The organism is Methylobacterium sp. 001424705, from assembly GCF_059816145.1.
In genome coordinates this window covers 226,593-249,493 of record NZ_JCBANU010000001.1, presented here as the reverse complement: position 1 = coordinate 249,493, position 22,901 = coordinate 226,593, and the positions used below count along the sequence as shown (strand labels likewise).

At 68.2% G+C, this 22,901-nt stretch carries 23 protein-coding genes; 14 read left to right on the top strand and 9 right to left on the bottom strand.

From position 1 onward, the window contains the following. The first annotated feature begins 6 nt into the window (after nucleotides 1-6). Nucleotides 7-225, top strand: a complete 219-nt coding sequence (locus AC6EUL_RS01185) for a hypothetical protein (protein WP_056273483.1) — start codon at nucleotides 7-9, stop codon at nucleotides 223-225. 384 nt (nucleotides 226-609) lie between these two features. On the opposite strand, the gene AC6EUL_RS01180 is transcribed toward AC6EUL_RS01185, so the two are convergent. Continuing rightward, nucleotides 610-801 carry a hypothetical protein gene (locus tag AC6EUL_RS01180; RefSeq protein WP_056218727.1) on the bottom strand — a complete coding sequence of 64 codons (192 nt, stop codon included), beginning with the start codon at nucleotides 799-801 and terminating at the stop codon, nucleotides 610-612. A gap of 344 nt (nucleotides 802-1,145) precedes the next feature. On the opposite strand from AC6EUL_RS01180, the gene AC6EUL_RS01175 reads away from it, so the two are divergent. From AC6EUL_RS01175 to AC6EUL_RS01150, 6 genes are all read left to right on the top strand, one after another. Continuing rightward, nucleotides 1,146-1,406 carry a hypothetical protein gene (locus AC6EUL_RS01175; RefSeq protein ID WP_056218729.1) on the top strand — a complete coding sequence of 87 codons (261 nt, stop codon included), beginning with the start codon at nucleotides 1,146-1,148 and terminating at the stop codon, nucleotides 1,404-1,406. A gap of 337 nt (nucleotides 1,407-1,743) precedes the next feature. Further along, complete coding sequence (locus tag AC6EUL_RS01170) at nucleotides 1,744-1,953, top strand: hypothetical protein (RefSeq protein WP_056218733.1); 210 nt, start codon at nucleotides 1,744-1,746, stop codon at nucleotides 1,951-1,953. After that, nucleotides 1,913-2,221 (top strand): hypothetical protein, encoded by a 309-nt coding sequence (locus AC6EUL_RS01165; protein ID WP_244476371.1) that lies wholly within the window; start codon nucleotides 1,913-1,915, stop codon nucleotides 2,219-2,221. Before AC6EUL_RS01170 ends, AC6EUL_RS01165 begins: the two co-directional genes overlap by 41 nt. 3 nt (nucleotides 2,222-2,224) lie before the next feature. Then, nucleotides 2,225-2,881: an SOS response-associated peptidase gene (locus AC6EUL_RS01160; RefSeq protein WP_499868364.1), complete on the top strand. Its 657-nt coding sequence runs from the start codon at nucleotides 2,225-2,227 to the stop codon at nucleotides 2,879-2,881. A 169-nt stretch (nucleotides 2,882-3,050) separates the two neighbouring features. Then, on the top strand, nucleotides 3,051-3,503 hold the full coding sequence (locus AC6EUL_RS01155) for a BLUF domain-containing protein (RefSeq protein WP_499868362.1): 453 nt from the start codon (nucleotides 3,051-3,053) through the stop codon (nucleotides 3,501-3,503). Nucleotides 3,504-3,827: 324 nt separating this feature from the next. Beyond that, nucleotides 3,828-5,297 (top strand): PAS domain S-box protein, encoded by a 1,470-nt coding sequence (locus AC6EUL_RS01150; protein ID WP_499868360.1) that lies wholly within the window; start codon nucleotides 3,828-3,830, stop codon nucleotides 5,295-5,297. A gap of 51 nt (nucleotides 5,298-5,348) precedes the next feature. Here the strand turns inward: AC6EUL_RS01150 and AC6EUL_RS01145 are convergent, their stop codons facing one another. The 3 genes from AC6EUL_RS01145 to AC6EUL_RS01135 form a co-directional block, all read right to left on the bottom strand. Then, nucleotides 5,349-5,723 (bottom strand): response regulator, encoded by a 375-nt coding sequence (locus tag AC6EUL_RS01145; RefSeq protein ID WP_499868358.1) that lies wholly within the window; start codon nucleotides 5,721-5,723, stop codon nucleotides 5,349-5,351. Nucleotides 5,724-5,951: 228 nt separating this feature from the next. Beyond that, nucleotides 5,952-7,031, bottom strand: coding sequence for a quinone-dependent dihydroorotate dehydrogenase (locus tag AC6EUL_RS01140; RefSeq protein ID WP_499868356.1), 1,080 nt, complete (start codon nucleotides 7,029-7,031; stop codon nucleotides 5,952-5,954). Next, on the bottom strand, nucleotides 7,028-7,420 hold the full coding sequence (locus tag AC6EUL_RS01135) for a DUF952 domain-containing protein (RefSeq protein ID WP_056218757.1): 393 nt from the start codon (nucleotides 7,418-7,420) through the stop codon (nucleotides 7,028-7,030). The genes AC6EUL_RS01140 and AC6EUL_RS01135 overlap by 4 nt, the downstream gene beginning before the upstream one ends. 218 nt (nucleotides 7,421-7,638) lie before the next feature. On the opposite strand from AC6EUL_RS01135, the gene AC6EUL_RS01130 reads away from it, so the two are divergent. The 3 genes from AC6EUL_RS01130 (at nucleotide 7,639) to AC6EUL_RS01120 (ending at nucleotide 10,588) form a co-directional block, all read left to right on the top strand. Continuing rightward, nucleotides 7,639-8,271 carry a S24 family peptidase gene (locus AC6EUL_RS01130; RefSeq protein WP_056273458.1) on the top strand — a complete coding sequence of 211 codons (633 nt, stop codon included), beginning with the start codon at nucleotides 7,639-7,641 and terminating at the stop codon, nucleotides 8,269-8,271. Nucleotides 8,272-8,358: 87 nt separating this feature from the next. Further along, complete coding sequence (locus tag AC6EUL_RS01125; protein ID WP_499868353.1) at nucleotides 8,359-9,474, top strand: ATP-binding protein; 1,116 nt, start codon at nucleotides 8,359-8,361, stop codon at nucleotides 9,472-9,474. Between the two features lie 115 nt (nucleotides 9,475-9,589). Further along, nucleotides 9,590-10,588 (top strand): Tim44 domain-containing protein, encoded by a 999-nt coding sequence (locus tag AC6EUL_RS01120; protein WP_056378751.1) that lies wholly within the window; start codon nucleotides 9,590-9,592, stop codon nucleotides 10,586-10,588. 88 nt (nucleotides 10,589-10,676) lie between these two features. Here the strand turns inward: AC6EUL_RS01120 and rsmA are convergent, their stop codons facing one another. The 5 genes from rsmA to lptF form a co-directional block, all read right to left on the bottom strand. Next, the gene (gene rsmA / locus AC6EUL_RS01115) at nucleotides 10,677-11,519 is read right to left on the bottom strand and encodes a 16S rRNA (adenine(1518)-N(6)/adenine(1519)-N(6))-dimethyltransferase RsmA (protein WP_499868616.1); all 843 of its coding nucleotides are present in this window, start codon (nucleotides 11,517-11,519) and stop codon (nucleotides 10,677-10,679) included. 14 nt (nucleotides 11,520-11,533) lie between these two features. Beyond that, nucleotides 11,534-12,484, bottom strand: coding sequence for a 4-hydroxythreonine-4-phosphate dehydrogenase PdxA (gene pdxA / locus AC6EUL_RS01110; RefSeq protein WP_499868614.1), 951 nt, complete (start codon nucleotides 12,482-12,484; stop codon nucleotides 11,534-11,536). 108 nt (nucleotides 12,485-12,592) lie between these two features. Then, nucleotides 12,593-15,202: an LPS-assembly protein LptD gene (locus AC6EUL_RS01105; protein WP_499868612.1), complete on the bottom strand. Its 2,610-nt coding sequence runs from the start codon at nucleotides 15,200-15,202 to the stop codon at nucleotides 12,593-12,595. 56 nt (nucleotides 15,203-15,258) lie between these two features. Further along, nucleotides 15,259-16,347, bottom strand: coding sequence for an LPS export ABC transporter permease LptG (gene lptG / locus AC6EUL_RS01100; RefSeq protein WP_056218780.1), 1,089 nt, complete (start codon nucleotides 16,345-16,347; stop codon nucleotides 15,259-15,261). A gap of 15 nt (nucleotides 16,348-16,362) precedes the next feature. Continuing rightward, nucleotides 16,363-17,532, bottom strand: coding sequence for an LPS export ABC transporter permease LptF (lptF, locus tag AC6EUL_RS01095; RefSeq protein WP_056218783.1), 1,170 nt, complete (start codon nucleotides 17,530-17,532; stop codon nucleotides 16,363-16,365). Nucleotides 17,533-17,814: 282 nt separating this feature from the next. On the opposite strand from lptF, the gene AC6EUL_RS01090 reads away from it, so the two are divergent. From AC6EUL_RS01090 to msrP, 4 genes are all read left to right on the top strand, one after another. Further along, entirely contained in the window at nucleotides 17,815-19,311 is a 1,497-nt protein-coding gene (locus AC6EUL_RS01090) for a leucyl aminopeptidase (RefSeq protein WP_499868349.1), read from the top strand. 5 nt (nucleotides 19,312-19,316) lie between these two features. Beyond that, a complete protein-coding gene (locus tag AC6EUL_RS01085) occupies nucleotides 19,317-20,012 on the top strand; it encodes a hypothetical protein (protein ID WP_200941281.1) in 696 nt (231 codons plus the stop codon). Nucleotides 20,013-20,097: 85 nt separating this feature from the next. Next, on the top strand, nucleotides 20,098-21,792 hold the full coding sequence (locus AC6EUL_RS01080; protein ID WP_499868347.1) for an AMP-binding protein: 1,695 nt from the start codon (nucleotides 20,098-20,100) through the stop codon (nucleotides 21,790-21,792). Nucleotides 21,793-21,927: 135 nt separating this feature from the next. Then, nucleotides 21,928-22,884, top strand: a complete 957-nt coding sequence (gene msrP, locus AC6EUL_RS01075) for a protein-methionine-sulfoxide reductase catalytic subunit MsrP (RefSeq protein ID WP_056273437.1) — start codon at nucleotides 21,928-21,930, stop codon at nucleotides 22,882-22,884. Nucleotides 22,885-22,901: the final 17 nt, after the last annotated feature.

The following is a 22,901-nucleotide window of genomic DNA, read 5'->3' as shown; positions in this document are numbered from 1 at the left end:
GACGGAATGAGCGACCAGCGCAGCGCCGATTTCCTTGCCGTGGTCATCGAGAATGCGGAGCTGCGCCGACAACTCGCGGAGGTTCAGGACCAATGCGTCGAGCTGGCGGTCGACGCGGGTGAGCAGCACGCTGAGAACGAGGCCTTGCGTCTCCGACTGGCGCAGGCCGAGCGCGAGTGCGATGCCTGGCGCGCAGAGGCCGAACAGGGGCGGCGCACGGGCTGACTGTCGGGGGGACCGCACCATTCGACCACCAGTTCGACTGATCGAGGCTCGTGAAGCCGGTCGTTCCCGCGCAAGCCAAAAGGCCTCCCTGGCGTTCCATGTCGTGCCGACGGCGGCCAAAGCCGAGATGCCTGAACGGGGAGGGCATACGAACGGGTTGCCCGCGGAGACGGTCGAGGTACGCGATGACGTGATCGCCCGGGGCGAGGCCCATCGGAACGAGCCCATGGCAACCCTTCATGCCCTCGGCAGCCGGGGGGAGCGTTCGACGGCGAACCTATGAATGCGAGGGCAGATCGAGGGCACGCTCGCCGCGATGCGGTGGCGTCGCGCCTGACTGCACGCGCTAGAGCCACGCACCGGGTAACCCGCCTGCCACGCGGCTCATTCCCAGTCGATCTCCAGGGAGCGCTCGAACGCCCCATCGCCGAGCTCCTTGCCTTTGGGATCGACGACCACGACGTCCCGAAAGCCTCGCCGCCGCAGCTCCCACGTCTTCTCCATCGCCTGTTCGTCCGTGCCGCAGGCGAAGGTCATCACCCTGCCACTCGGATCAATCCCCTTCACTGTGAACACGACATCGTCTCCGCTCTCGACCGGGATATGGGGTTGGCATTTGCGAGATCGTAGCCCGGATCGGATCACAGGTGGCCAAGTGGGGCAGCCTGGATCCTGGATCGGAAACGTCCGCTCAGGCAATGTCTCTGGTATACCTCTATCAAATGCAACGCCTTGGGATGTCTCTTCGGTGCCCCGTGCCTGACCAGCCGAGGCCGGATTTGCGACGCTCAGTTTTAATCCGGTGCAGTGCGTGTCCCCTGGCACGTCAAGAATGAAAACGGCTCCCCATATTGGTTTCAGACACAGAGAGAAACGAACCAAGACATTGGTTCGTACTGTGAAGGAGCTCGTAAGCTTTAATGAAGACCCGTATCGCCGCCCTCGCCACCGCCCTTGTCCTTGGCGTTGCTCCGATCTCGTCCGCCATGGCCTATGACAGCCCCTCTCGCTACACGTCGTTCGCACCCTACGACGTCGAGACCACGGGCTCGGTCAACGATGTGCGCCGTCCTCCGGCCTATCTCGGTTGCCCGATGAGCTCGGCCGCCGAGGGCAACGCCAACCAGCAGAACTTCCCCACCCAGCAATACGGCCAGACCTCGGGCGGAAACCGCTGCTGATTGGGCTCGCGACGGAGACTCCCATGCTGCTGAAAGGCTTCTCCACCGCGATGATCGCTGCCTTCGCGGGTGGCATCGTCTGCAGCATCGTCGGCTCGGCCAACGCCTCCTTGAGCCTGTAAAGGCCGAGCCCTACGGATATGCCTTCGAGACCCGCCTGGCCCTGGCCGCGGCGGGTCTCTTGCTATGCTTGACAGCTTTTCGAAGCGCAGCGTGACGCTCCCCCTGGCAAGGCGTTTCTGCCCTCTGTCCCCGGTCTGCACAGGTCGTCCACAAAGCGTTTGACCCGCGCCCGTCCAGAATGTTCCTGCTTTGTACTGAAGGTAGGACAAGACCCATGACCGCAACGCAGATCGCCGAGATGGCGTCCATGAGCGAGGCCGAGATGATCGCTCTGGCCTACGCAGAAGCGGCCGGTGGCGATGCCCGCCGGGCCCTGCTGCAGGCCATCGAGGACATCCTGAGCTTGGAGGCGAAGCTGGCCACGGCCGAACGGCGGATCTCCTATGGCTACGTTCGCGGTGCCGGACCCGGTCGGGGCACCTGACGTGGAGCGCCTGTGCGATGTCCGCGCCGAACGCATCGTCCTCCTGTGCAGTCCCTGCGGACGGCGCGGATCCTATGTGATCGAGCGACTGCGCCAGCGCTTCGGCGCGCATGCCTCGGTGCTGGACGTGTACCTGGCCCTCACGCAAACCTGCCGCTTCCAGCGCGAGGTTGGAAGCCGGACCCCCAACGTCTACGGCATGACGTGCCGGGCCAAGCTCGACACCACGGGTGGCCCTGAACCCGCGGGGCTGCCGTCGAGGACCTGAGCCATGTGCAACCTCTACAGCCTGATCACGCCACAGGCCGAGATCCGCGCTTCCTTCGGCGTGTCGGTCGATCGCACCGGCAACCTGCCGCCGCTGCCGGGCATCTTCCCCGATCAGCGCGCGCCGATCGTGCGCGTGACCGAGGACGGCGAACGCGTCCTGGAGATGTTGCGCTGGGGCATCCCGGGCCCGAAGTCGTTCGGCGAGCATCCTGTGACCAACGTGCGCAACGTGAAGAGCCCGCACTGGCGGCCCTGGCTCAGGCCGGAGTACCGCTGCCTGGTACCGGTGTCCTCGTTCAGCGAGTACGCCGACACCAAGCCGCGAAAGACGCCGACCTGGTTCGCTCTCGGCGAGGACCGGCCGCTGTTTGCGTTCGCCGGCATCTGGCGCCCCTGGACGGGGGTGCGCGGCACGAAGGCCGAGAACCCCGACCGCATCGAGGAGGAGCACCACCTGTTCTCCTTCCTGACCTGCGAGGCCAACGGTATCGTCGGCCCGATCCACCCGAAGGCCATGCCGGTGCTGCTGACGACGCCGGAGGCGTGGAGCACCTGGCTCGCGGCCCCGACCGAGATTGCGCTGGAGCTTCAGCGTCCCCTGCCGGATGCGATGATGCGGATCGTGGCGACGGGATCTCGAAAGGATCCGGCAGAGTGAAAAATCGAGCGGCTTCGCAAATTCCTACCTTGACATTTGATTAACTTAGCTGCCAAACAAGCAAATCAGATTAAAGACGATCTTCGCCGGGCTACGTTATCAATCCATCTGGTCGAGAGAGAAAAAGATCTACTCATACAACGCCTGATGGCAGAAGCGAAAAACTGCGATGATCCACCAGCTTGTTTATTACAGCCGCAACGTCGTCCTCGGCAACGACCGGGCGATGCTGACGAATTTGCGGGAGATCGTCACAGCCTCACAGCGCAACAACAGCCGAGACGGGATCACCGGGTTCCTGATCTTCGACAAGACCTGGTTCATCCAGATCCTGGAGGGTGAGCAGGCGCAGGTAAGCGCGACTTATAATCGTATTGCACGGGATCCGCGCCACACGACGGCGACCATCATGGATGCGCGCAACAGTCCGAGCCGCTCCTTTCCCAACTGGACCATGGGCGGCGCCATGCGGACGCCGGAGGTGGAAGAGGTCTACCTGCAGCATGGCATCGGCAGCGCCATCGAGCCCACACGCCTGAAGAGCACGCAGGTCATCAACCTCGCGCTCGACCTCCAGGCCTTCGATACCGCCAAGCGTCAGGCGCAGCGTCTCGCCAGCTAACGGTATCCCACCGTCATTCTGGTGGCGCCGATCACCACTCTGGCCTTACTGGAATCGAACGCCGTGGGAGGCCTCGGTCGCTGTTCAGCGGCTGAGGCGCAGCCCGAGATCTCGCCGGTCGTTGGAGCGGAAGACCGAACGCCGACGAGGTTCAGGTCTTGACGCCCGTGAAGGTCTTCGAGATCGGCGGCTGGGCTCGCGCTTCCCGATGTTCACGAGCGTCGGGACCGAACGCGCAGCGGCGATGGGCGGTGTGACAATCACACCCCTGGCCTGATCAGGATCGTTCACTAGAACGCTTCTGATCACCGGGACGGCCGACACTTGAACGACTACGAAGACGGCGCGCGCATCGACGCCGAGATCACCAGCTCCGTCGTCGGCTCCGATCCCTTCGCCGCTGCCGTGCGCGCGACGCGCATGCCGATGGTGATCACCGATCCGCGGTTGCCCGACAATCCCATCGTGTACGTGAACGACGCGTTCGTGAAGCTCACCGGCTACGAACGCCCGGAGATCATCGGACGCAACTGCCGTTTCCTGCAGGGCCCCGAGACGAACCCCGAGGACGTCAAGCGGGTCAGGGACGCCATCGACCGGCGCGTCACCATCGAGATCGACCTGAAGAACCACCGCAAGGACGGCATCGCTTTCTGGAACCGCCTCCTCGTCTCGCCTGTCTTCGCGCCCGACGGCGAACTGACTTACTTCTTCGCCTCGCAGTATGACGTGACCCTCGAAAAGGAGCGGCTTGTCGTCCTCCAGAAGGACCGCGACGCCCTGGAGGCGGAGTCGGCCCGCCGCTCCCTCGAACTCATCGAGAGCGAGGAGCGCCTCCGATTCACCCTGAAGGCCGGACGCCTCGGAGCCTGGACGCTCGATCTCGGCGTCATGCGCTTGGTCTCGTCGGATGGGTTCAAGGAGAACCTTGGTCGCCCGCAGAACGAACCGCTGACCTACGAGGAGATGCTCAAGGCCATCCATCCGGAGGATCTCCCCAGGAAGCTCGCGGCCCGGGACGCCGCGATTGCCGGCCACTCGGACTACGACGTCGAGATCCGTGTCATCACTCCGCGAGGCGAGACACGGTGGCTGCAGTTTCGCGGCCAGGCCTCGTACCGCGCGGATGGCACACCTCTGAGCATCGCCGGGATCAGCCTGGACATCACGGACCGCAAGCGGGCCGAAGAGCACCGCGACCTCCTTGCGGGCGAGCTCAACCACCGCATCCAGAACACCCTGGCGACCGTCCAATCCATCTCCCGCCAGACGCTGCGGGGTGCCGCTTCCTTGGAGGAGGCGCAGGTCGCGATGGAGTCCCGCCTACGTTCCTTGTCGGCCGCGACGGAAATGCTGGCCCGGGGCAGTGGCGATTGGGCGACTCTGACGGAGGTCGTCATTGCGGCGCTGCACCCGTTCGGCGTCGAGCAGGGTCATCGCTTCAAGATCGGCGGACCGATCCTGCGCCTCGCACCGCGCGTCGCCCTGGCCTTCGCGCTCGCCATCCACGAACTCGCGACGAATTCCGTCAAGTACGGTTCCCTCTCGCGGGACGACGGACGGGTGATCGTGAGCTGGGATATCGTGGATGGGTCCAGTCCCGACCGGCTCTGGTTCCAGTGGCAGGAGGTCGGTGGACCTCGGGTCTCGCGACCGACGCGAACCGGCTTCGGCTCCCGCATGATCGAGCGCGCCCTGGCCCAGGAGATCGGGGGGACGGCCGAGATCGATTACCGCCCGCGCGGCGTCGTGTTCACGGCCGAGGCGCCGCTGCTGGAGATCACCCGAGACTGAAGGGGCGCCGTTCGGTCTGGCATCCTCATTCTGGTAAACGCCATCCAGATGTCAGGCCGCGTGGTGGATGGCGTCGACGACCTGGGAGGAGCTGTAGGGTTTGGCGACGAACAACCCGTGATCCGGCATGTCCCGATTCGCGAACCGGTTGCGTCCCGAGGTCACGACGAGCCGGATGTCGGGCCAGGCGTGGTGGACGCGCTCGGCCAGGGTCACTCCGCACATAGACCCGGGCATATCGACGTCCGTGAAGAGCACGCCGATGTCCGAACGCTCGTGAAGGATGAACCAAGCTTCATCGGCTTGACGTGCCTCGACCACCGAGAAGCCGGCATCCTCCACCATGTCGACCGCCATCATGCGGACGAGGTCATCGTCCTCGACCACAAGCACCAACGATGTTTCGGGATCGCGTTTCCTCGACATTGCTGTTCAACAAGCTACCTCCGGAACGGTTGCCTGTTGGATCGTTAGGCCCAGGGGCATTCCCGACCTTGGCCGCCTCGGTGTTTGATCCCGCGGTGTGGTGATATGGCTGAGCACCATGCTGCGAGGGACGCGCTCTGGTCCGGGTTCTCCCTGGAAGCGGGGCACTCCGTCGCGCGATCCGGTAACGTGAAGAGAGCGTAAGGGCGCTGGCCCGGCGCTGCGGCGTCAGCCCGGCAGCTTTGCCAGGGCGGCGGCGTCGCGCCCGACCACGGGGGCGAGCTGGGGCACGCCCTCGGCCTTCATGCGCTCCACCAGCCCGACCTTGATCTTCGGGATCAGCCCGGGACCGGCATAGACAAGGCTCGAATAGAGCTGGAGCAGGCTGGCGCCGGCCCGGATCTTGGTCCAGGCGGCCTCCGCCGAGTCGATGCCGCCGACGCCGACCAGGGGAAGCTTTCCGCCGACCCGCAGATAGGTCTCGGCGAGGAGACGAGTCGCCGCCGCGAAGAGCGGCCGGCCCGAGAGGCCGCCGGTCTCGTGGGCGAGGCTCGCCTCGCGAAGGGTCCCGGGCCGGGCGATGGTGGTGTTGGACACGACCAGACCCTGGACGCCGCGCCGCAGGGCGGTGGCCGTCATCGCGTCGAGGGCGTCGAGGGTGATGTCGGGCGCGATCTTCAGCAGGATGGCGGAGGCCGGATGGGTCGTGTCGCGGGCCTCGACCACCCGGGCGAGCAGCTCGTCGAGGAAGGCTTCGCCCTGGAGGTCCCGCAGGCCGGGGGTGTTCGGCGAGGAGACGTTGACGGTGACGAAATCCACCAGCGGCGCCAGGGCGCGGGTGCAGGTCACGTAGTCGGCGAGGCGGTTGGTCGAATCCTTGTTGGCGCCGATATTGACGCCGACGCGCCCTGGCCGGCCCTGGCGGGCGGCGAGGCGGCCTCGCACCACCTCGAGGCCCTCGCTGTTCAGGCCGAAGCGGTTGATGACCGCTTGGTCCTGTGCCAGCCGGAAGACCCGGGGGCGGGGATTGCCCGGCTGCGCCTTCGGAACGACGCCGCCGACCTCGACGAAGCCGAAGCCGAGTCCGAGCAGGGCATCGGGCACCTCGGCGCCCTTGTCGAAGCCCGCCGCGAGACCGACCGGATTCGGAAACCGGCGGCCCAGGGCCTCGACGGAGAGGCGTGCATCGTCGGCCGGCGGCCGGCGCGGGGGCAGGGCGGCGAGGCCGCGCAGCGTGAGATTGTGCGCCGTCTCGGCATCGAGGCGGTGCAGCAGGGGCTTGGCCAGGGGGAAGAGGGCGCCGATCATGCCGGGCGTCCTTCGGCTTGGGGGCCCGCGCCGGCGAGGGGGGCTGCGCCGAGATCGCTCGGGAAGACGTGGCGCCCGTCGGCCCCGAGGGGCAGGTCGGTCACGGACCGGACGGCCTTCAGGTCCAGGACGGCGTAGAGGTGCGGGAACAGATCGCCCCCCCGCGACGGTTCGTATCGCAGGGCCGGCCCGAGATCTTCGGCCTCCACGGCGACCAGAACGAGGTCCTCGACGCCGGCGAAGTGGCGGGCCGCGGTCTCCCCCACCTGAGCGGCGGTGGAGAAATGGATGTAGCCGTCGGTGCGGTCGATCGGGGCGCCCTCGAAGCGGCCGATATCCTCGGCCCTGCGCCAGAGGGCCCGGGGGGAGATCTTGTAGATGAGCGCCATGCCCGCTCCGTACCGGGTTTCGCAGGGCCGATCAAACGCCGCCGCGACGTCCGAAACTGCAACCTCACGGACTAAGTTGACATCATGAGTTGCCAGGACCCGGGGATGAAGCGACCGGCTGAATCGGCAGCCTTCGCACCATTGCCATCCGAGTAGAATAGTTCTACTTTCCTAACTCTAGGCTGGACGTCTTACCCGTAATACGCTTTGAGCTTTCGATGCTGTCTCATGAACAGATTTGGACCGCAATCGACCGCCTAGCGGAACGTCACGGATTCTCCGCGTCCGGTCTCGCTCGGCGGGCCGGGCTGGACGCGACGAGCTTCAATCGCTCGAAGCGCATCGGCCCCGATGGCCGCAAGCGCTGGCCCTCCACCGAATCGGTCTCAAAGGTGCTGGCCGCCACCGGGGCGAGCCTCGACGAATTTCTCCGTCTGATCGAAGCGCGCGATGGACCGCCGCGCACCATGATCCCGCTGATCGGCATGACCCAGGCCGGCGCCGGGCGCCTCTTCACCGACGAGGGCATGCCCACCGGCGGTCCCGGCTGGGAGGAGATCGAGTTTCCGGACCTGGCCGACGATCGCGCCTTCGCCCTGGAGGTGCAGGGCGATTCGATGGCCCCCCTCTACCGCGACGGCGACGTGCTCATCGTCTCGCCGACCGCCGGGGTCCGCAAGGGCGACCGGGTGGTGGTGCGGCTCGCGGCCGGCGAGGTGCTGGCCAAGGAACTGAAGCGCAAGACCGCACGCACCATCGAGCTCGCCTCGCTGAATCCGGACCACGAGGACCGGGTCGTCAACGTCAGCGACATCGCCTGGATCGGCCGGGTGATGTGGGTGCGCCAGTAGCGTCTCCGGCGCAGCTTTGCCGTTCTCCCGGTTGGGGCTATGCCTTGCGGCCGGAGGGGCCGCGTGCCCCGGATCGGCGGACAGGCCATGGCATCGCCCCGGACGGACGATCACCCTGCGGAAAGCGCGCCGGAGGCCGGCCTCGCCCGACTGCTGACCGCCTCGGCCGTGCCGGCCGCGCTGCTGGCGCCGGACGCGCCCGGCGGCCGCATCCTCCTCGCCAACCACGCCCTCCGCGACCTCGTCCGCCGGCCCGCCGATGCGCCCTCCGACGGCGACCTGCGCGACTGGCTCGGGCTCGCCGGTGACCGGGACTCCGGCGCCACCTTCGCGGCGGCCCTCTCCGGTGGGGCGCCCGAGGGCGTCGAGGTGCTGGCGCGCCCGGGCGGCGGTGCGGCATTCTGGGTGCAGGTCTACCTCGTCCCGGTTCCGGAAACCCCCTACCGGCTGGCGCAGGTCGTGGACGTCACCCGCCGCCACGACGCCGAGGGAGCCCTCGCACTCTCCCGTCAGCGCGAGGCGCTGGGCCTGCTCACCAACAGCGTGGCCCATGAATTCAACAACTTCCTCCAGATCCTCATCGGCTACATCGACGGGCTGAAGCGTCGTCTGGGGGACCGCGACGAGCCCTTCATTCAGCGCGCCATCGTCCGCTCCACGGACGCGGCCGAGCGCGCCACCACTCTGACCCGCCAGCTCCTGGCCTTCTCGCGCCGCATCGCGCCCGATGTCCGCCCGGTCGACCTGAACGGGCTGATCGAAGCGTTCGGCGCCCGGATCGGCCCGACGCTGCCGGCCCGGATCACCCTGGAGACCCGGACCACGCCGGGGCTCGCCTGCGGCCTCAGCAACCCGACCCAGATCGAGCTCGCCCTCAACCACATCGTGGCCAATGCCTGCGAGGCCATGCCGGTGCCCGGGCGCATCGTGATCGCGACCTTCGCTGTGCCCCCGGGGGACCGGGCCCTGCAGCGGCCCGGCGACGGCGCCGTCGGCATCACGGTGACCGACGAGGGCCAGGGCATGTCCCCCGAAATGGCGGCCCGCGCCCTCGCGCCCTTCGTCACCAGCCGCGAGGCCGGTCGGGGTGCCGGGCTCGCCATCGTCCACGGCCTCGTGAAGCGCCAGAACGGCACGGTGTCGATCGACTCGAAGCCCGGTGAGGGCGCCACGGTCCGGATGGTGTTCCCTGCCGCGCTCTGAGGGGAATCCAACAGGATTCTGCCAAGAACAGCGGACTAAAACTCCGGCGCGAACGTCACCATATCAGGAGCGGCGTCATCGCCGGACTTCCCAGTTGTTCACCAGAGGCGTTTTCATGCTCACCTCCACCACTCGCCGGAAGCGCGCGGCATCCATCCTCGCGCTCGCCGCGACGCTGGTTCTCGCAGCGCCCGTCGTCGAGGCGCGTCCAGGTAGCGGCAGCAGCGGTGGCATGGGCTCGCGCGGCTCGCGCACCTACGCACCGCCCTCGGCCACCACCACGGCGCCCGGCGCCCCGGCCCCGATCCAGCGCTCGCAGACCCAGCCCGGCCCCGCCATGGGCAATCCCGGCATGAACACCGCGGCCCAGCCCGGACGGCGCTTCGGCGGCGGCTTCATGGCCGGCCTGCTCGGCGCAGGCCTGCTCGGCGCGCTCCTGGGCGGCGGCTTCTTCGGCGGCCTCGGCGGCATCGCCTCGTTCCTCGGCCTGATCCTGCAGGTCGGCCTCGTGGTCCTGCTCGTCTCCTTCGCCGTGCGCTGGTTCCGCCGGCGCCAGGGCCAACCGGCCGCGGCCGGCCTGTCCCGCTCCAATCTCGACGGCGCCGGCGCGAATCCGGGCCCGTTGGGTGGCGCACCCCTGGGGGGCGCCCCGACGGGCGGCGGCTACGGCAACGCCCAGCGCGGTCCCGCACCGGTCCAGCCCGCGCAGGCGCGTCCGGTCCAGATCGGACCGGGCGACTTCGAGAGCTTCGAGATCGCCCTCAACGACGTGCAGGCTGCCTATGGCCGTGAGGATGCGGCCGCGCTCCGCAACCTCGCCACCCCGGAGATGGCCGGCTACTTCCTTGAGGAGTTGCGCGCCAACGAGGCACGCGGTGTCGTCAATCGGATCTCGGACGTGAAGCTGCTGCAGGGCGACCTCTCCGAGTCCTGGGGCGAGGGCAATGCCGAGTACGCCACGGTGGCGATGCGCTACGCGATCAAGGATGTGACTCTCGACCGTAAGACCCAGCGGGTCGTCGAGACCGGCGAGCCCGAGGCGGTCGAACTGTGGACCTTCGTGCGCGAGCGCGGCGGCCGGTGGATCCTCTCGGCGATCCAGCAGGGTCGCTGAACGACCGACATCGGCGATGAGCCGCTGAAAACGAAGGGCCCGCGCGGAGATGTCCGCGCGGGCCCTTCCGCGTTTCAGGAGGCGGCGATCAGGCGGGCCTGTAAGCCTGCGCCATCGCCACGAAGGCCGAGACCGGCACTTCCTCCGCCCTTGCCGTCTCGGGGATGCCGGCCGCGTCCAGAAGCCGGGCCGGATCGGGCACCGCCGCCTTGAGGCTCTGACGCAGCATCTTGCGCCGCTGCCCGAAGGCCGCCCGGGTGATCGCCTCCAGGGCCTGAACCGAACAGGCCAGCGGCTCGCGCCGGGGCGTCAGCCGCACGATGGAGGACGTCACCTTCGGTGGCGGCACGAAGGCCGAGGGCGCCACGTCGAAGAGGATGTGGGCCTCGGTCCGCCAGCCGCAGAGGACGCCGAGGCGGCCGTAATTGGCGCGGTCGTCCTGGTCGGCGACGATGCGCTCGGCCACCTCGCGCTGGAACATCAGTGTCAGGGAATCCCACCAGGGCGGCCAGGCTGCGCTGGCGAGCCAGCCCACCAGCAGGGGCGTGCCGATGTTGTAGGGCAGGTTGGCGACGATCCGTACCGGCCCCGTGCCGATCCGCGGCACCGGGTCGAAGCTCAGGGCATCGGCATCGACCACGTCGAGGCGCCCCGGATAGTGCGCCGCGATCTCGGCCAGCGCCGGAAGCGCGCGGGGATCGCGCTCGATGGCGATGACCCGGGCGGCGCCCTCCGCCAGGAGCGCACGGGTGAGGCCGCCGGGGCCGGGGCCGATCTCGACCACGGTCACGCCGTCGAGCGGGCCGGCCGAGCGGGCGATCCGTCCCGTGAGGTTGAGGTCGAACAGGAAGTTCTGCCCGAGCGCCTTCTTGGGCTCCAGGCCGTGCCGGCGCACCACCTCCCGCAGGGGCGGCAGGCCATCGCTGCTGATGCTTCCGTCCTCGCTCACGCGCCGGCCTTCACGAGACGGGCGGCGAGGCGGAGCGCCGCCATCAGGCTGTCGGGTCGGGCGATGCCCTTGCCGGCGATGTCGAAGGCGGTGCCGTGGTCCGGCGATGTCCGGATGAAGGGCAGGCCGAGGGTGACGTTCACGCCCTCGTCGAAGGCCAGGGTCTTGATCGGGATCAAGGCCTGGTCGTGGGTCGGCGTCAGGGCCACGTCGTAGGTCTCCCGGGCCCGCGCATGGAACAGGGTGTCGGCGGGCAACGGCCCGCGGATGTCGATGCCCTCGCTCTGCAACTGCAGCACCGCCGGCTCCAACACGTCACGATCCTCCGTGCCCATGGTGCCGTTCTCGCCCGCATGTGGGTTGAGGCCGGACAGGACGAGGCGCGGCCGGGCGAGACCGAAGCGCCGGCGCAGGTCCTCCGCCACGATGCGGGCGGTGCGCAGGACGAGATCCTGCGTCAGCAGGTCGGGCACCCGCCGAAGGGCGACGTGAATGGTCACCGGAACCACCGCCAGGGTTTCGCTCCACAGCATCATCACGGGAAGCGGCGGGATCTCGCCGGGCTCCACCGCGCAGGCGGCCAGGAACTCGGTATGGCCCGGATGCGCGAAGCCGACCTGCGTCAGGACGTACTTGGCGATCGGGTTGGTGACGAGGGCGGTCGCCGCCCCGGCACGGACGAGGGTCACCGCCGTGGTGATCGATTCCAGCGTCGCACCGGCATTGGCGGAATCCGGCCGGCCCGCCATGGCATGAATGGCGGCGCCACTGGGAAGGGCCATCACCGGCAGGGCGCGCCCGAAGACTTCGGTGGCGAGATCCGGGCCGACATCCGCGATGGGAACTCGCAAGTTCAGTTCGCTTGCCCGCCGCTCGATGAAGGCGGGGTCGCCGATCAGGAAGAAGGGCGGCAGCCCGGGCCCGGCGTCCCGCAGGCGCCAGGCCATGAGGGCGAGTTCCGGTCCGATACCGGCCGGATCTCCGAGGGTGAGGGCGATCGGCCCGTGCAGGCTGCTCACCGCAACACTCCGTGTCGTTCCAGGGGCCAAGCCGCCTCAGCGGACCGTTGAGATGCCGTCGGCCGTGATGGCCGTGTTCAGGTTCTGGCGGAAGTCCGCCTCGCCCAGGGTCTTCAGTTCAAGCCGGAGCAGGACGGTCCGGTTGCGCTCGCTGGTGCCGAGGGCCGCCGCCACCGGCGAGACGATGTAGTTGACCGACACCGTCGTGCACTCGTCCTGGTATCCGCCGCCGATGCTCATGCCCGAGAGATAGGCGCGTCCCGGGTTGCGGTAGACGGGCGCGTCCCCGACGGGGTTCGCGAGGTAGGAGGCGTAGGCGGTCTGGAAGTTGTCGCGCACGTCGAGGTAGTGCGACAGGTCCACCAGGGCCGAGCCCGTGACGAACCAGTTCGGCGTCACGTGATAGGTGGCCGAGGCGGTGACGCCCTCGCGACGGTTGGCGAAGCCGAGGGCGGGCTGGGCCTTGTAATAGGAGTAGAACGCCGAGAGATCGATCGGCGCGAAGGGAGCGAGGCGGGCAATTACGCCGGTCTCGACCCGGTTCACGCCGAGATCGGCGTGATCGAAGCGCCCGCGGGTAATGAAGGTGATGTGCTGGTTGGGCGACAGCTGGAACCGGCCGACGAAGTCCGAGGCCCGGCTGTCGAGGCCGGAATCGAGGCCGACATTGGCGATGTCGCCGCGGCGGAACGAGTTCACGCCGGCGATTTGGATCGATTCGCCGAACATCACGTTCGCGTACCAACCGGCGGGAGTCACGACGGAGTACTGCGCGCCCAGATTGGTGCGCATGCCGCCCTCGACCCGGTCGTAGCCCGAGAACTTGTCCCACTCGAACAGCGAGGTGTCGTCGAAGATCAGGCTCTGCGCGTCCTCGTTCGGCAGCCGGCCGATCCGCGTCTCGCTCGGTCGCGCGATGACCTGCGCGATCGGCTCGATCGTATGCACGCCCAGCGGCCCGAAATTGCTGACGAACGGGTAGCGGTAGTCGATGCCGACGGCGGGCAGGACGCGCCCCGAGAAATCCGCGTCCTGCGTCGCGATGTTGGCGGACAGGGCGTTCTGGTAGCCGGAGGTGCGCGGGTCGACGAAGAACGCGTCCGTGCGCAGGTAGGCGAAGGGCGTGAAGACCTGGCCGACGTCGTCGATGAAGCTGCGGCGCCAGGACAGCTGGGCCGAGGCGCGGGTGTTCGTGCCGGCGAGGCCCCGGATCACGCACTGGCCGCGCGAGAAGGACGTGCATGTCTCGTAGAGGTAGTAGGTCCGGCCATTGATGGTCGGCGTCTGGAGATAGGCCGTCGGGCTCTGAACGGCCTGGAAATCCGTCGCCTGGCGGGTCAGGCTGGTGATGTTGGCCTCGAACCGCACCTCGCCGCCCAGGAAGCCGGGTCCGTTGATGCGCTTGTCGTAGTCGATCACCGGCGCGACGAAGGGCTGCTCCTTCTGCCAGTCGAAGCTCGACAGGCCCTTGAAGTAGTAGCCCCTCGCCTCGAACCACGAGCGATCGCCCTGACCGATCAGGTAGGCGGTCGACACGGCCTCACGGAAATAGTCCGTGGTGATGCTCTGGTTGCGGATGCGGTAGTTGTCGAGGAACCACTTGTCGGTGACGCCGACGACGTCCCAGCCCGTGCGCCAGCGGTCGTTGATGTAGAACTGGCCCTTGGACTCCACCGAGCCGCGGAAGTCGCGGTCTCCCGCCCCGAGGGGGCCGGGCAGGAAGGCGCTCGGCGTGGTCTGGAAGATGCCGGAGAGGCGCAGGTTGTAGGAGCCCGTCTCCAGCCGGTGCCGGAACTCCGCCTGGCCGAGGACGCCCTGATTGCTCAGGAAGGCCGGCGACAGCGTCAGGTCGTAGTTCGGCGCCAGGTTGACGAAGAACGGGGTCGCGAGACCGGAGCCCAGGGCCGTCGAAGTGAGGAAGCGCGGCGTCAGGAAGCCGGTCTTGCGCTTCACCGTCGGGTCGGCGGTCTCGAAATACGGCAGGTAGGCGACCGGGATGCCGCCGATCTCAAGGGTCGATTCCTCGAACGCGACGGTGTGGGTCTGATTGTTGTGGACGATCTTGGTGGCGCGGATCTGCCAGAGCGGCGGCGTCTCCGGATTGTTCTTGCAGGGTTCGCAGGCCGTGTAGGTGCCGTATTCGAAGCTGGTGCTGTCGCCCTCGATCCGCTCGGCGCGGGGCGCCGAGAAGCGGGTGCGGACGGTCTGCCCGTTGAGCTGGACGCTCTGCTGCACCCGGAGGGCGTCGATGAAGCCGTTCTTGAAGTCGTCGGTGAGCTCCATCTTGGAGCCGGTGACCACCGCGCCCGACGCTTCCGTCAGGCGCACGTTGCCCTCGGCGAAGACCCGGCTCGCCTTGCGGTCGTAGATCACCCGGTCGGCCTGCAAGGTGCGTGGGCCGTAGTGCAGCTCGGCGTTGCCGCGGGCCGTCACCGTGTTGCGGTCGTTGTCGTAGACGAGCTCGGCGGCCTCCACGAGAAGGCGCTCGGCCGGCTTTCCCGAGTCCGGCTTGCCGGCGTCCGCCTTCGAGGCACTGGCCCGCGGAGCCCCCTGGGCGAGCGCCTGCCCGCCGGTCGCCGCGGGGGCGACGGCTGTGAGCAGCGCCACGAACCCCGTGGCCAACGTGATGTCGGCGACCTTACGCAACGCCAGTCCCAACTCCTGCCAAGGCCTGCGCCCCTTCGCCACCACCGAGTCCGACATCAGCCGTCCTCCTGATAGAGAAGCGTGAGCGTACCAAGGAGACTCCCTACCACGGCCGGGAACCACGCCGCCACAGCCGGCGTCACGATTCCCGAGGCACCGAGGCCTTCCAGCACCTGTCGGGCGACGTACAGCACGAACCCCGCCGCGACGCCGCTCAGCACCAGTTTGCCGACACCACCAAAGCGGAAGAACCTTAAGGAAACGCTGGCCGCCACGAGCACCATGGCCAGGAACAGGACGGGCCGCGCCAGCAGGACGTCGTACTGGAGGCGGTACCGCGTGGCGTCGAGGCCGGCCCGCTCGGAGCGTGAGATGGTCTCCGGCAGTTGCCAGAAAGGCACGGATTCGGGCGGCGTGAAGCGCTGGCGCACCTGCGAGGGTACCAGGGTCGAGGCGATCAGGTAGGTGTCGAAGGTTTCGGCAGGCTGGCCCTTGGCCATCACCCGGGCTTGGCTCAGCTCCCAGTAGCCGTCGTGCAGGCTGGCCTTGGCCGCCTCGATCTGCGCGGTGAAGATGCCGGCCTCGTCGAAGGCGAAGACCGAGACGCCGGCCAGCGTGGTGGTGCCCTCCACCGCGGTGTCGGCGCGGATGATGGCCTGCCCGTCGAGGCTGCGCTGGCGGATCCAGAGATCCTTACCCGAGTTGGCCTTGGTCGAGCGGGCGAAGATCTTCGCCTCGATCTCGGTGGAGCGCTGCTTCATCAGCGCCGAAATGGGATTGTAGACCCCCACCGTGAAGGCCCCGATGGCCAGCGCCACGAACACGCCCGGCTGCAGGAATTGCCAGGCCGAGATGCCGGCGGCCCGGGCCACCACCAGTTCGAGCTTGCGCGAGAGCTGGAGCAGGGCGGCCATCGAGCCGAACAGGATGGCGAAGGGCAGTACGCCCTCGGCCACTGCCGGGGTTCGATAGAGCGAGAGCTGCGCCATCAAACCTGTGGACGCGCCTTCGGCGTCGCCGGCGCGTCGCAGGAGTTCGACGAAATCGAGGGTGTAGACCAGCGTGAAGACCGTGAGGAACACCCCCAGGATCGTGCGCACGAAGCGCATCGCGAAGTAGCGGCCAAGGGTGGCGCCGATCAGCATGGCGTCAGCTCCGCCTCACTGCACGCCGAGGCGCGGGCGCCGGCCGAAGCGGCCGACGAGCCCGGTCGCGGCCCGGCCCACCCGGGCGTTCCAGTCCCGCACCGCCGCGCCGTTGAAGATGATCACCGCCGAGATCAGGATGGCGAGGAGGGGCACGGCGTAGACGGCCACCACCGCGCCCGGACTGCGCGCCGCCGCGCTGGAAGCCGCGAAGCCGCCGATGCGCACAACCACCACCGCGAGGACGGCGCCGGCCACCGCGAGGCCGCGCCCCTGGCGGGTGGTGCGCGGGTCGCCGAGAGCCGCGAAGGCGATGAAGGTCAGGGCCAGCGGGTAGAGCCAGGACGAGAGCCGGTCGTGCAGCTCGGCCCGGAAACGACCCTTCTGCTGCTTGTAGTAGGTCTCGCTGGTGTCGGGGAACAGCAGCTGCGCCGTGGCGCGTTCGCGCGGCTTGTAGACCAGCTCGGCGTCGGGCGGCGTGAACGCGGCGAGGTCGACGGTGTAGCGCTCGAAGGTGATGATCGAGGCGTCGCGGGAATCTTTCTGCTGGCGGTGGATGCTGCCCTTCTCCAGGGCGAGATAGCTCTGGCCGCCATAGTCCAACGCCTGTCCGCGCTCGGCGAGGTAGACCACCGACTTGCCCGCCTCGCGCTTGTCCTGGATGAACAGGCCGAGCAGGGCGCCCCCCGGGCCGCGCTCGCGGAAATGGAAGGTGATGCCGCTGTCGAGGCTGGTGAACTGCCCCTCCTTGACCACGTTGGCGATAAAGTCGCCGCGCACCCGGGTCAGCACGTCGCGCAGTTCCTGGAACGACGATGGCATCACCTGGATCGTCAGGAAGGCCACCGCAAGGCTGACCGCGAGGCCGAGGCTGAGGAAGGGGCGCAGGATCTGCCGCGGTCGCATCCCTGCCGCCGACATGACGATGAGCTCGGAATCACCGTTGAGCTTGTTCAGCGCGTAGACGACGGCGATGAACAGCGCCACCGGAGCGATCACGGTGATCAGGGTCGGCAGCGAAAGACCGGTGATGAGGAAGAAGATGACCAGGGTCTGACCCTTGGCGGTGATGAGGTCGAGCTCGCGCAGGGCCTGCGTCACCCAGATCGTACCGGTCAGGCCGACGAGGCAGGCGAAGAAGGCCCCGAGCGCGATTTTGAAGATGTAGCGCTCGATCTGCGTCATGGGTTCTCGTGGATCGGCGTCTCGCGGATCGCCCCCCGCATCGCCCGGCGAGGCCTCGGCCCCACCCGTTTGTATCCGTCCCGCCCCCCGGCCGTCGACTCCGATCCGGGCGCGCCGATTTGGGCGCTTTCACGGCCGTCCGGTCGCGTTGCGTTCTGTGCCTCAACAGGTACACAGAAGCGCCGGGAGTGGCACGTCCGATGCCGTGCCGCTCCGCACATCCTGCACGCACCACTTCGAACGCACGGTTCGTTCGAGCCCAATCCTCGGAAAGCTAGCGTCATGGCGGACGGAATTACGATCGCGTTCGGGCCCCTCGGCCCGGTGGGCCGGGGCGACGTCGTCCTCTTCGTCGGCGACGATCTCGCCCTGGCTCCGGCCGTGGCCCAGGCGATCGGCGGCGGCGTGGCCGATCTCGTCGCCCGTGCCGCCGCCAGCGAGCGCTTCAAGGGCAAGTCCCTGTCGGCCCTGGCACTGCCCGCACCCGCAGGCCTCGACGCCGACCGCCTGGTGGTGATCGGCCTCGGCTCGGAGAAGGACCGCGCCAAGATCGACTGGCCTGCGCTCGGCGGCTTCACCGCCAGCAAGGTCTCGGGCCGGAACGCCCAGGCCGCCCTGATCCTCGCCGGTCTCGATGTCACGGCCGAGAACGCTGCCGATTTCGCCCTCGGGGCCCGCCTGCGCCACTACAGCTTCGACCGTTACAAGACCAAGAAGAAGCCCGAGGGCGAGGATGCCAGGGCCACCGCGCTGACCCTGATGGTGGCTGATGGCGCCGCCGCCGAGGCGGCCGCGAAGGTCTCGGAGGCGGTCTCCGACGGCGTCATCCTGGCGCGCGAGCTGATCAACGAGCCGCCGAACGTCCTCTATCCGGAGGAGTTCGCCCGCCGGGCCGAGGCACTGACGCAGCTCGGCGTCGAGGTCGAGGTTCTCGGCCCTGGCAAGCTGGAGGCGCTCGGCATGCGCGCCCTCCTCGCCGTGGCGCAGGGCTCGACGAAGGAGGCCCGCGTCGTGGTGATGCGCTGGAACGGCGCCGCCGACCCGGCCGAGGCGCCCCTGGCCTTCGTCGGCAAGGGCGTCTGCTTCGATTCCGGCGGCGTCTCGATCAAGTCTGCCGGCGGCATGGAGGACATGAAGGGTGACATGGGCGGAGCCGCCTGCGTCGTCGGCACGATACACGCGCTCGCCAGTCGGAAGGCGAAGGTGAACGTCGTCGGTGCCATCGGCATCGTCGAGAACATGCCGGATGGCAACGCCATGCGCCCGAGCGACATCATCACCTCGATGTCGGGCCAGACCATCGAGATCATCAACACCGACGCCGAGGGCCGCCTCGTCCTCGCCGACGTGCTCTGGCACATCCAGAGCGCCTACAAGCCGAAGTTCATGATCGACCTCGCGACCCTGACGGGGGCGATCATCGTCGCCCTCGGCCAGGACATCGCCGGGATGTTCTCCAACGACGACGCGCTCTCGGCCAAGATCACGGCCGCCGGCGAGGCGACGGGCGAGGCCGTGTGGCGGATGCCCCTGATTCCGGCTTACGACAAGGCGATCGACTCGAAGTTCGCCGACATGAAGAACTCCGGCGGCCGCCATGGTGGCGCGGCGACCGCGGCGTCCTTCCTGAAGCGCTACGTCAACGACGTGCCCTGGGCGCATCTCGACATCGCCGGCGTGGCGATGTCCTCGTCGGCGAGCGAGATCAACAGGAGCTGGGGGGCGGGCTGGGGCGTGCGCCTGCTCGACCGCTTGGTGCGCGACAACTACGAGGCCTGAGCCGCGTGCTGCCGGCCGTGACTCCGCTGGCGGCAGCGCTCCTGGCGATCGCGCTTACTTTCGCCACGGGGTTCGACCAGCGGGTGGCCATGCCGCCCGAGCTCGACGCCCGCTTCTACGGCTTCTTCCTCGATCGCTACCCACTCTTCGCGGTGGCCATCGTCTACGGGCTCGCCTGCCTCGGCCTGCGGATCCTGCGGCCGGGATCGGCCGGCTGGCCCCGCCGCCTCATCGGCGGGGCGCTGGCCGTGGCCCTGTTCCTGGCGGCCTGCCTCTATCCCACCTTCGGCGGCGTAGCCCTGCGCCTCGCATTCGCCAGCGGCGGCACCGCCTTCATCACGCAGCAGCCGATGCCGGCGGCCTACGCCCTCGGATCAGCCCTCGCCGCGACGGTGTTCGGAAGCGTCCTGGGGGTCGGCGCCCTGCTGATCGGCAACGGTCCTGCGGGTCGATCCCAGCCCCGGCGCTGGATGCGGGCCGCGGTCGACGTCCTGCTCCGGTACCTCGCCCTCTGGTTCGCCCTGGCCATGCTGGGCTTCGCCCACGCGGCGGGGTTCGGCATCTGGCCGCGCCGATCGATGACGATCGGGGATGCCCTGTTAGCGGGTACCCTGGCCTGCATCGCGTTTCTGCCGCACCTGAGTTGCAACGGGCTGACGACGCGGCAGGATCGTTTGCGCCTGTCCCGCGCCGACGCTTGATCCCGCCGCCGGAATGCCTGAGGATAGTTTAGGTGTGAACTAAGGAGGCAGGAAGCCGCCGGGTCGCATCGCAGGGAGGATCGACATGGCCGAAACCCGGAGCGCCGTGCGCCCGTGGCTGTCCGCGTATCCGCCGGGCATTCCCGCTGAGCTCGATGTCGACGGCCTCGGAACGCTGGTCGACCTGTTCGAGGAGTGCACGGCGCGCTCGGCCGCGCGGCCCGCGCTGGAGAGCTTCGGAGCCCGCATCTCCTACGCGGCCCTCGGGGCGTCGGCGGAGGCCGTCGCCGCGTGGCTGGCGGCGCAGGGCCTGACCAAGGGGGATCGCGTCGCCATCATGATGCCGAACGTCGCCGCCTATCCGGCGACGATCTTCGGCGTGCTCCTCGCCGGCTGTATCGTCGTCAACGTCAATCCCCTCTACACGCCGCGCGAGTTGACGGCGCAGCTGAACGATTCGGGCGCGCGCATCCTCTTCGTCCTAGAGAATTTCGCCCATACCGTGGTGCAGGCCCTGCCGGACCTCGCCCTCGACCGCGTGGTCCTGGCCGGTCCCGGCGACGGCCTCGGCCTGAAGGGGCGGCTGATCACCCTGGTCTCGCGCCATGTGAAGAAAGCCGTTCCGGCCTATCGCTTGCCCGAAGGACTCGCGGTCCGCTTCGACGCGATGATCCGCGCGGGCACCGGCAAGCCGAAGGTCCGGGTTCCCGTCGTGCCGGACGACTTGGCGTTCCTGCAATATACCGGCGGGACCACGGGGGTCGCCAAGGCCGCGATGCTGACTCATCGCAACATCATGGCCAATGTCGAGCAGAGTCGGATCTGGTTCCGCGTCTCGGCCGAGGACGGCGCAGCGCGCGTCATGGTCACGGCGCTGCCACTGTATCATATCTTCGCCCTGACCTGCTGCTTCTTCTTCTTCATGAAGGTCGGTGGCTGTTGCCTGCTGATCGCCAACCCGCGCGATGCCGACGGCTTCATCAAGACCCTCAAGGGGACGCCCTTCACCCACTTCTCAGGGGTGAACACCCTGTTCAATCTGCTCATCAACCATCCGAAGATCCGCGAGGTCGACTTCTCGAGGTTGGATTTCGTCATCGCGGGCGGGATGGCGGTGCAGGCGGCGGTCGCCGAGAAGTGGAAGGCGATCACCGGTCGCGCCATCGTGGAGGGCTACGGCCTGTCCGAGACCTCCCCGGTGGTCTGCGTCAACCCGCCGGATCTCTCCGCGTGGAGCGGCACCATCGGGTATCCCTTGCCCTCGACCGACGTCTCGATCCGAGGGCTCGACGGCCGCGAGGTCGATATCGGCGAGCCCGGCGAACTCTGCGTGCGCGGCCCCCAGGTCATGGCCGGCTACTGGAAGCGCCCGGACGAGACGGCCCACGCCACCACCGTCGATGGCTACTTCCGCACCGGCGACGTGGCGGTGCTGAACCCCGATGGACAGGTCCGCATCGTCGATCGAATGAAGGACATGATCCTGGTCTCGGGCTTCAACGTCTACCCGAACGAGATCGAGGACGTGCTCGCGAGCCATCCGGGCGTACTCGAATGCGCCGTGGTCGGCGCGGTCAACGACGAGACCGGCGAGATGGTCGTCGCGCATGTGGTGCGCAAGGACGACGCGATGACCACCGACGCACTCCGGACCTTCGCCCGCTCGCAGCTCACCGGTTACAAGGTTCCCCGCCGGGTCGTCTTCCACGACGCCCTGCCCAAGACCAACGTGGGCAAGGTGCTGCGTCGGGCCCTTCGCGACGATCCGCCCCCTCCGTGATCGCGTTCCGCCCGTAACCTGCGGCCGCCTGCCGGCGAAGGGTGACATTGAGACGGCTTGCGCGCTCGCCGCGTCCGGCCAATGTCAGGACAACAGGCCGGCGCGCCGCGATTCGCGCTGAACGGAGGGAACGACATGAACATCAGACGCACCCACGCATGGGAGATGCCCGAACATCTCGCGACGCCGGAGAGCGTGTTCCTCGATCGCCGGCGCCTGCTTGGAGGGGCCGCGGGCCTAGCGGCCGCCTCGCTGATCGGGACGGAGAGCGCCCGGGCGGCGTCCGACCCGACCGCCGATCTCTATCCGGCCAAGCGCAATGAGGCCTATACCCTCGACCGCCCGCTGACCCCGGAGAAGTTCAGCGCCGACTACAACAATTTCTACGAATACGGCACCTCAAAGTCGGTCCTGCCGGCCGCCAACGCCCTGAAGACGCGGCCCTGGACGGTGGCCATCGACGGCCTCGTCGAGAAGCCGATGACCCTCGGAATCGACGACCTCATCCGCAAGATGCCGCTGGAGGAGCGCCTTTACCGGCACCGCTGCGTCGAGGCCTGGTCCATGTCGGTGCCCTGGACCGGATTCCCCCTCGCGAAGCTCGTGGCGCTGGCGAAGCCCACCTCAGGCGCGAAGTACATCCAGATGCAGACCTTCCTCGACCGGTCGATGGCGCCGGGCCAGAAGTCGTTCCTGTATCCCTGGCCCTACACCGAGGGGCTGACCCTGGAAGAGGCGGGCAACGACCTCGCTTTCGTCGCCACGGGCGTCTACGGTAAGCCGCTCGCCAACCAGTTCGGCGCGCCGATCCGCCTCGTTGTGCCGTGGAAATACGGCTTCAAGTCGGTGAAATCGATCACCAAGATCTCTTTCGTGGCCGAGCGTCCGAAGACCTTCTGGGAAGGGCTGCAATCGGCCGAGTACGGCTTCTGGGCCAACGTCAATCCGGCGGTGTCGCATCCCCGCTGGAGCCAGGCCACGGAACGGGTCCTGGGCACCGACCAGCGCGTGCCGACCCTGATCTACAACGGCTACGGCGAACAGGTGGCCGGCCTCTACAAGGGGCTGGAGAAGGAGCGCCTGTTCGTCTGACGGGCCCTGCGGCGGGG